Source organism: Clostridium sp. AF28-12, assembly GCF_003435225.1.
In the GTDB taxonomy this organism is placed as follows: Bacteria; Bacillota; Clostridia; order Lachnospirales; family Lachnospiraceae; genus Pilosibacter; species Pilosibacter fragilis.
Window position 1 is genome coordinate 1 of sequence record NZ_QWGJ01000020.1, and the last position, 7,934, is coordinate 7,934.

At 50.6% G+C, this 7,934-nt stretch carries 8 protein-coding genes and 2 pseudogenes; 9 read left to right on the top strand and 1 reads right to left on the bottom strand.

The genetic code is table 11. The annotated features are described in order from the left end of the window. Window positions 1–33: 33 nt before the first annotated feature. From DWY93_RS14180 to mobC, 4 genes and pseudogenes are all read left to right on the top strand, one after another. A pseudogene (locus DWY93_RS14180) lies at window positions 34–285 on the top strand (recombinase); the annotation flags it as partial. Next, window positions 284–1,270 (top strand): annotated as a pseudogene (locus DWY93_RS14185) (helicase SNF2); the annotation flags it as partial. The pseudogenes DWY93_RS14180 and DWY93_RS14185, both read left to right, overlap by 2 nt. A gap of 1 nt (window position 1,271) precedes the next feature. After that, a complete protein-coding gene (locus DWY93_RS14190) occupies window positions 1,272–2,078 on the top strand; it encodes a DUF3849 domain-containing protein (protein ID WP_117472504.1) in 807 nt (268 codons plus the stop codon). 2 nt (window positions 2,079–2,080) lie between these two features. Further along, window positions 2,081–2,419, top strand: coding sequence for a plasmid mobilization relaxosome protein MobC (mobC, locus tag DWY93_RS14195; protein WP_117472506.1), 339 nt, complete (start codon window positions 2,081–2,083; stop codon window positions 2,417–2,419). 266 nt (window positions 2,420–2,685) lie between these two features. Here mobC and DWY93_RS14200 read toward each other — a convergent pair whose 3' ends face one another. After that, window positions 2,686–3,897, bottom strand: coding sequence for an IS110 family transposase (locus tag DWY93_RS14200; RefSeq protein WP_117472508.1), 1,212 nt, complete (start codon window positions 3,895–3,897; stop codon window positions 2,686–2,688). A 275-nt stretch (window positions 3,898–4,172) separates the two neighbouring features. On the opposite strand from DWY93_RS14200, the gene DWY93_RS14205 reads away from it, so the two are divergent. The 5 genes from DWY93_RS14205 (at window position 4,173) to DWY93_RS14225 (ending at window position 7,811) form a co-directional block, all read left to right on the top strand. Then, a complete protein-coding gene (locus DWY93_RS14205) occupies window positions 4,173–4,484 on the top strand; it encodes a CD1845 family protein (RefSeq protein ID WP_117472510.1) in 312 nt (103 codons plus the stop codon). Between the two features lie 95 nt (window positions 4,485–4,579). Further along, window positions 4,580–5,188, top strand: coding sequence for a type IV toxin-antitoxin system AbiEi family antitoxin domain-containing protein (locus DWY93_RS14210; RefSeq protein ID WP_002576209.1), 609 nt, complete (start codon window positions 4,580–4,582; stop codon window positions 5,186–5,188). Next, window positions 5,185–6,039 (top strand): nucleotidyl transferase AbiEii/AbiGii toxin family protein, encoded by an 855-nt coding sequence (locus DWY93_RS14215; RefSeq protein WP_117472512.1) that lies wholly within the window; start codon window positions 5,185–5,187, stop codon window positions 6,037–6,039. Before DWY93_RS14210 ends, DWY93_RS14215 begins: the two co-directional genes overlap by 4 nt. Then, window positions 6,036–6,344, top strand: a complete 309-nt coding sequence (locus DWY93_RS14220; protein WP_015528507.1) for a hypothetical protein — start codon at window positions 6,036–6,038, stop codon at window positions 6,342–6,344. Before DWY93_RS14215 ends, DWY93_RS14220 begins: the two co-directional genes overlap by 4 nt. 54 nt (window positions 6,345–6,398) lie before the next feature. Then, entirely contained in the window at window positions 6,399–7,811 is a 1,413-nt protein-coding gene (locus DWY93_RS14225; RefSeq protein ID WP_117472514.1) for a relaxase/mobilization nuclease domain-containing protein, read from the top strand. Window positions 7,812–7,934 lie beyond the last annotated feature (123 nt).

Consider the following 7,934-nt stretch of genomic DNA (forward strand, 5'->3'; position numbering starts at 1 on the left):
ATCAAAGAGCCAGACGCTTAAGACGCAGAGCCGATGAAATTTTACTATAAATTCATCGGCTTTGTCGATGAATTACATATCATACCTACAAAACGGTGGGCAGCAATGCCCGCTAAAAATTGTACGGTGTGCGGCGTTGAATATGTCCCGGGCTCTGGTGCATCAAGGTATTGTCCTGCTTGTGCCAAGAAGATACGGAGGGAGAAATCAAACGAGAGCAAACGCAGGAGCAGAGAACAGAAAAGGATAGCATGTATGAACTGTCCGCAAAAAATGACCGACTGACCTTGCCCAGCGCAAGGGCCGTATTGAGCGACAGGGCAACCAGAATCCCCTTGTCCATGTGTACCGCTATGTGACCGAAGGAACCTTTGACGCATACCTCTGGCAGACGGTGGAGAATAAGCAAAAATTCATCAGTCAGATCATGACTTCTAAATCGCCGGTGCGTTCCTGCGATGATGTGGACGAAACGGCGCTTTCCTTTGCCGAGATCAAAGCCCTGTGCGCCGGAGATCCCCGCATCAAGGAGCGTATGGATTTGGATGTGGAGGTATCCCGCCTGAAGCTAATGAAAGCCGACCACCAGAGCAAGCAATATCGTCTGGAGGACCAGTTGCTCAAATACTTCCCGGAGGAGATTGAAAAGCACAAAGGTTTTATCAAGGGATTTGAATCCGATCTGGAGGTTTTGGCAGCGCACCCGCACCCGGAGGACGGTTTTGCTGGTATGGAAATCCGCGGCGATCTGCTGACCGATAAGGAGAACGCCGGCGCAGCCCTTTTGGATGCCTGCAAGGAGGTCAAAACCTCCGATCCGGTGCAGATCGGCAGCTACCGGGGCTATGCCATATCCGTGGAATTTTCCGCTTGGAAACAGGAGTATACGCTCCTGCTGAAAGGACAGATGACCCACCGGGCAACCCTTGGTACAGACCCGCGCGGAAATCTTACCCGTATCGACAACGCACTGGCGCAGATGCCCCAGCGTTTGGAAGCGGTCAAAAATCAGCTGGAGAACCTTTACCAGCAGCAGGCCGCAGCCAAGGAGGAAGTAGGAAAGCCGTTCCTTTATGAAGAAGAACTGCGAAGCAAAAATGCCCGTCTGGTGGAGCTGGATACTTTGCTGAACATCGACGGAAAGGGACAGGCACACGCCGGGGCTGTTGTTGCTAAAAGCACACGGACTTCGGTGCTGGACAGCCTGAAGCGCCCGGTGACGCCCCGCAGTACAGACAAGAAACCAAAACAGCATGAGGAGGTGCGATAACATGAGTACAAACGATTTGAATACGGCTCTTTATGAAAAGATGGCTACCGAACAGGACAAGTTCCGGGACTGGCTGAAAAGCCAGCCCCCGGAAGAAGTCTTAAACCATGCCTATGAGTACACCATCCGCGAGGACATCGTGATGGCAATGGAGGAATTGGAGTTGACCGATGCCCAGGCCCAGGCGCTTTTGGATTCCCCCTCGCCGCTGGCTGATGTGTACCGTTATTTTGAAAAGCTGGAGACCGGCTACATGGATGTGATCCGGGACAGCATTGAAAACCGTGCCGATGATGTGTGCAAGGCGCAGGAAGAATTACGAACTGCCCCGCTCTACCCCCATTCTGCCGCCTATGCGTCCGAGCATGGAGAGATGGCACAATATAACCGTTCGTATCAGGCGAACAGCGCCTGCAAAGAAGCCATTGAGCAGACCATCAGCGCCCACTATGCAGAGAACCGGCTGGATACGGAGGTGGCGGTCAAAGATGTGCTGGAAAAGTTCGGGGCGGAACGGGTACAATTCATTCTTGCAAACACCATCCAGCACAAGAACCATGACGGGCGTATCTCTCAGGACAATAAAGCCTGGGCAAAAACCATTCCCATGCCGGAGGACAGCGATGCTTCCCGCCACTGTGCCTATCTGGTTGTGGATGGGGTCAATCCCGGTTTGACCGACCTGTTCACCAGACAGTTCCGAAAAGTCGCTCAAGAACAGCAGAAAAGTTCTGTCCTGCAAAAGCTCAAGCAGGAACCGCCTGCCCGCAAGCCTGCCGCCCCGAAAAAACGGGAGCCGGAGCGATAACCATGGCAAAGCGCAAGCGGGATGTTCCGGTTTTGTTTTGGGTGTCCGCAGAAGAACTGGAACTGATCCATCAAAAGATGCAGCAATACGGGACAGAGAATTTGAGCGCTTATCTGCGGAAAATGGCGCTGGATGGTTATGTGATCAAGCTGGAACTGCCGGAGCTGAAGGAGTTGGTCTCCCTGATGCGCCGAAGCAGCAGCAACTTGAATCAGCTGACCCGCAAAGTGCATGAGACTGGGCGGGTTTATGATGCTGACTTGGAGGATATATCCCAGCGGCAGGAACAGTTATGGGACGGAGTTAAAGAGATACTGACACAACTCTCCAAACTTTCGTAACCGGGACAAATACCCCATCTGCGGAGGGAGGAACGGCGTTTCTTCGCCGCGCCTTCCTCCGCTTTTTCTTTTTACCCGTATCCTTGCCTTTTGGCTGTAAGACAGGGATAATGGAATCAGGAACAGGAACTGTGATTTTGAGAGACCTGCTAAGAAAAGTCAAGTAGAAATTTCAAGGTAATGCGGTATGCAAAAAGGCCGCGCCAAACCAAGCCGCTTCGCATCTCAGAAACGAAATGGCGGCCAGCCAATGCTTTATGGTGAGATCAGGCGGTGTGTTCCAGCGACTCCAGATAGGCTTTTACAGTGGCGTAGTAGATCCGCAGAAACTTGTTGGCAGAGGCCATCATGTAGACGCGGTAGGGCTTACCCTCGGCGCGTTTCTTGTCCATGAACTGGTAGACCGATTCATCCAGAGGAGCGTTCTGCAAATAGACACTCATGACAAGGAACAGCGTTCGCCGCAGAGACGACGCGCCAACTTTGCTCATGCTCTTGTGTCTGCCGGTCACATCACCGGAATCATTTGGTGGAGCATCCAGTCCAGCGTAGGCCACGAGCGCTTTCTTGGAATAAAAGCGGCGCACATCCCCAATTTCAGCCATGAGTTGCGGGCCGAGAGTCGGGCCTACGCCGAACATGTCCATGACAACGGGATATTCCGGCAGCATGGAAGCCAATGCTTGCATTTCGTGTTTGAGCGCAGCAAGCGCGGCAGAGGTTGCTCTGAGCTGCGCAACCGCCTGTTCCACGAGCAGCTTGGTCGTTTCAGATTTTGGTATGACGTCAATGTGTCCGCAGGCCTCGGCGTGAATGGTATGCGCCTTTGCTTCACTGAAGTTGTAGCCGTGCTTTCTGCACCAACGTTGGTATTTGTTTGTGAATGCCTTTTGGGATTTCTCACTGACGCAGCGGCAATGCCAGAATTCAGCCACAAAATCCACCCACTTTTCACTCCCATCCCCGCGGATTGGGCTTGAAAACAGGCGGTTGACGTTTGGAAACACCATATCCAGCAACGAGATCAGGTTGTTCTTCAAAACCGTCTGCACCTTGGAATACTGCCGGTACTGGCGGTAGCAGTTCTTCAGCAGCAGCCTGGTATCTTCCTCTGGAACATATCTCGGCAAAGTGAGCCAGCGGTCAAGGCCGTAGTTTGCCAGTTTTACGGCATCCTTTCGGTCTGTCTTGACCCGCCTTAAATCGTTGTTCCCGTAGCCATGCACCAGTTTTGCATTGATGACGGAAACATACAGCCCTGCGTCGTGAAGCAGCTTTGCCACCGGCGCATGGTAATTTCCTGTGGCCTCCATGACCACGCGTGTCTCACCGTTCAGGCTTTTGAGCTGCCTTGCCAGTTCGCTCAGTTCACTGTCGGTGTGCCGGACCTCAAAGGGCGAGATGACGACCTCTCCAAAGGGACGCATAACGGCAATCGTGCTTCTGCCTTTGGAAATGTCAATGCCAACAGAGTTCACTTGCATTCCTCCAATCTGTGAATCGCAACCGGAATCCATCTTTTTCTCATTGCCGATTCAATCTATTGAGTGACGCGAACTCCAAGGCTCAACCTGCTCAAATCGAACGCTGCAATAAGGGGATGACTGACAGTCTTTCGTGCGGACATAAAAGCCCAAGGAGGCATTGGTCAGCCAGTTGCTCCCCTTATTGTAGCTTAGGCATGAGATGGAAAGAAAGCCGGACTGGCTGCCCGACTTTCCTGTCCTAATTTATTGTAATAGGAGGCATAACAATGAGGGCATTGGTATTTTTGTTGAAACTGCTGTTGAAGATCGTGATGGTTCCGGTGATTCTGGCGCTGACCCTGTTCGTTTGGATTTGTGTGGGGATCGTCTATGTCTCCGGTCTGGTGCTGGGGCTTATCAGCATGGTGATCGCCCTGCTGGGTGTGGCGATTCTGCTGACCTGTTCCCTGCAAAACGGCATTATCCTGCTGGTGATGGCATTCCTTATTAGTCCCTATGGTCTGCCAATGGCTGCCATCTGGCTGCTGGGCAAGGTGCAGGACTTGAAGTTTGCCATTCAAGATTTGGTTTATGGATAAAATGCGCGGTCACAAAAATGCCAGACAGTGTCTGTTAAATTGCTATATTTACTTCTGTGCTACATCCGTGTATAATAGTAGCACGAAAGGAAGTGATGGATGTGACCAAATCAGAACGGTTTGAGCAATTAGACAGACTTCTGACCGAGCATGATGGGATGCTGCAAACCGCACAGGTAATCGCCAGCGGAATTGTAAAACCCATTTTTTATGAATATGTCAAAGAGAAAAATCTTCAGCAGGTTGCTCACGGAATTTATGTCTCCGAGGACACCTGGATTGATGCGATGTTTCTGTTACATCTGCGATGTGGTCAGGCAGTATTTTCCCATGAATCAGCGCTATTTTTCCATGACTTGACAGACCGGGAACCATCTCCATACGCTATCACGGTGCGCAGAGGGTACAGCACCACTCGCTTAAAGGCAGAGGGCCTTTCTGTTTACACCATCAAACCAGAACTATATGAGGTAGGGCTGACAACTGGCCAAACACCTTTTGGGCATACGGTTCCTGTCTATGATATGGAGCGCACCATCTGCGATCTGCTCCGCAGCCGAAGCAGCATGGAAATACAGACTTTTCAAGGTGCGCTGAAGATGTATGCCAGAAGAAAGGACAAGGATCTGCGGACTTTGATGCGGTATGCCGGTATGTTCCGGGTTGAAAAAATTTTACGGCAGTACTTGGAGGTGCTTTTATGATAAAGACAGCAAGGCAGCTAAAAGATTTGATTCGCAATCTTTCCAGAGAAAAATCTGCGGATGCACAGCTTTTAATGCGAAACTATATGATGGAGCGTTTTCTGGAGCGTATTTCTCTTTCTGAATATCGTGATAAATTTATTCTGAAAGGCGGGATGCTGGTAGCGGCAATGGTTGGACTGGATGCCCGTTCCACGATGGACTTGGACGCTACTGTAAAAGGAGCCAATGTTAATGTAGAGGAGATCGAGAACCTGATTTCTGCTATTGTGAGTGTGCCGATTGATGATGGCGTCAAATTTCAGCTGAAAAGCATTTCAGAGATTATGGATGAAGCGGAGTATCCTGGGATTCGGGTCAGCATGACTACAACCTTTGACGGTGTGGTGACACCTTTGAAGATTGACATTTCCACAGGGGATGCCATTACCCCCAGGGAGGTACGCTACTCTTTCAAGCTGATGCTGGAAGATCGCTCCATTGACATTTGGGCATACAATCTGGAAACCGTTCTGGCTGAAAAGCTGGAAACAATCATCACCAGAACCACCACCAACACCCGCATGAGAGATTTCTATGACATTTATATTCTGGATCAGCTCCACGGGAACACATTGAACCGGCAGACGCTCTATGATGCACTGTTGGCAACTGCCAAAAAACGCGGAACCGAACGGCATCTTGCAGAAGCTGTGGATGTTTTGAATGAAGTGGAAAGCAGTCCTGTGATGCAGAAACTTTGGGAATCTTACCGCAGGAAGTTTTCCTATGCGGCAGATCTGGAGTGGAACATCATCATGAGGGCGGTTCGCAGTTTATATGCGCTCTGTGAAAAGGAATCGAGCCTATGAAGAAGCATGGACATTATTGTAAAGTCTGCGGAGAATATAAGGCTAACGAAAAATTTTCCGGCAAAGGTCATGCGGCGCACATCTGTAAATCCTGTGCTTCTTTATCGCCGGAGAAACAAGCGGAGCAAATGACGGTAAACCGCTTACTGAATCTCCCTTGGCGGTTATCAAAGGAGCAGATTTCCTGGCTGAAAAACCGAATGAAAGATAAGCGCCCGGAAGTTCGTGCACTGGCAAAAGAACAATACGAGATGAGGTTTCCTCCGAAGCGGTTAGAGGACATCGAAGACGATTTTATAGAATAGCAAAAGCGGTCTGCACCATGCAGGCCGTTTCTTTTTTAGAAAGGAGGCCCTTCTATGGCAACCACACGCATCATGCCCTTGCATATCGGAAAGGGGCGCACTGAGAGCCGAGCAATCAGCGATATTATTGATTATGTGGCAAATCCGCAAAAGACTGACAACGGAAAACTAATTACCGGCTATGGCTGTGACAGCCGGACCGCCGATGCAGAGTTTCTGCTGGCGAAGCGGCAGTATATCGCCGCCACCGGGCGGGTGCGCGGGGCGGACGATGTGATCGCTTACCATGTGCGCCAGTCATTCAAACCCGGTGAAATCACGCCGGAAGAAGCCAACCGTCTGGGCGTGGAATTTGCCAAGCGGTTCACCAAGGGCAATCACGCCTTTGTGGTCTGCACTCACATAGACAAATCGCACGTTCATAATCACATCATCTGGTCGGCGGTCAATGCAGATTGTGACCGAAAATTCCGCAACTTTTGGGGCAGCACCAAGGCGATTCGCCGGCTAAGTGACACCATCTGTATTGAGAATGGACTGTCCATTGTAGAGAATCCGAAATCTCACGGAAAGAGCTATAACAAATGGCTGGGCGATCAGGCAAAGCCCTCTCACCGAGAGCTGCTGCGTGTGGCGATTGACAACGCATTATCACAAAATCCTGCTGACTTTGAAGAACTGCTGAAGCTGTTGCAAGAGTATGGTTGTGAAGTCTCAAAGCGCGGAAAATCGTATCGACTTAAACTCTCTGGTTGGGAGAAAGCCGCCCGCATGGACAGTCTGGGCGAAGGATATGGATTGGAAGATTTGCGGGCAGTTCTCTTAGGGAAGAAAGCACATACCCCGCGAAAGAAAACAGTCACACAGGCAGAGCCGCCGAAGATCAATCTGCTGGTGGACATTCAGGCAAAATTGCAGGCTGGAAAAGGTGCTGGCTATGCTCGATGGGCTAAAGTTTTTAATCTGAAACAAATGGCGCAGACCATGAATTACCTGTCAGAGAACAATCTGCTGGAGTATGCGGTTTTGGAAGAAAAGGCTGCGGCTGCCACGGCACATCACAATGATCTTTCGGCGCAGATCAAAGCGGCTGAAAAGCGCATGGCAGAGATCGCTGTTCTGCGTACTCACATCGTAAATTATGCCAAGACCCGCGAGACCTATGTGGCATACCGCAAGGCGGGTTACTCTAAGAAATTCCGGGAAGAACATGAGGAAGAAATTCTGCTCCACCAGGCTGCTAAGAATGCCTTTGATGAGATGGGCGTCAAGAAGCTGCCCAAGGTCAAAGAGTTGCAGACGGAGTACGCGAAATTGCTGGAAGAAAAGAAAAAGACCTATGCCGAGTACCGGCGTTCCCGTGAAGAAATGCGGGAGCTTTTAACGGCAAAGGCCAATGTGGATCGGGTCCTGAAAATGGAGGTAGAACAGGATGTTGAAAAAGAAAAAGACCACGGCCAGCGGTAAGCTGGTCCTGGTCAAAAGCGTTCGCAGAACGCGCAGCCACAGAATGAAATTCTGTGTTCAAAGGGGCTTGGGGGCGCTGCCCTCAACAAGCAAGCGGAGAGGAAAATCACAAAGGGATTTTCT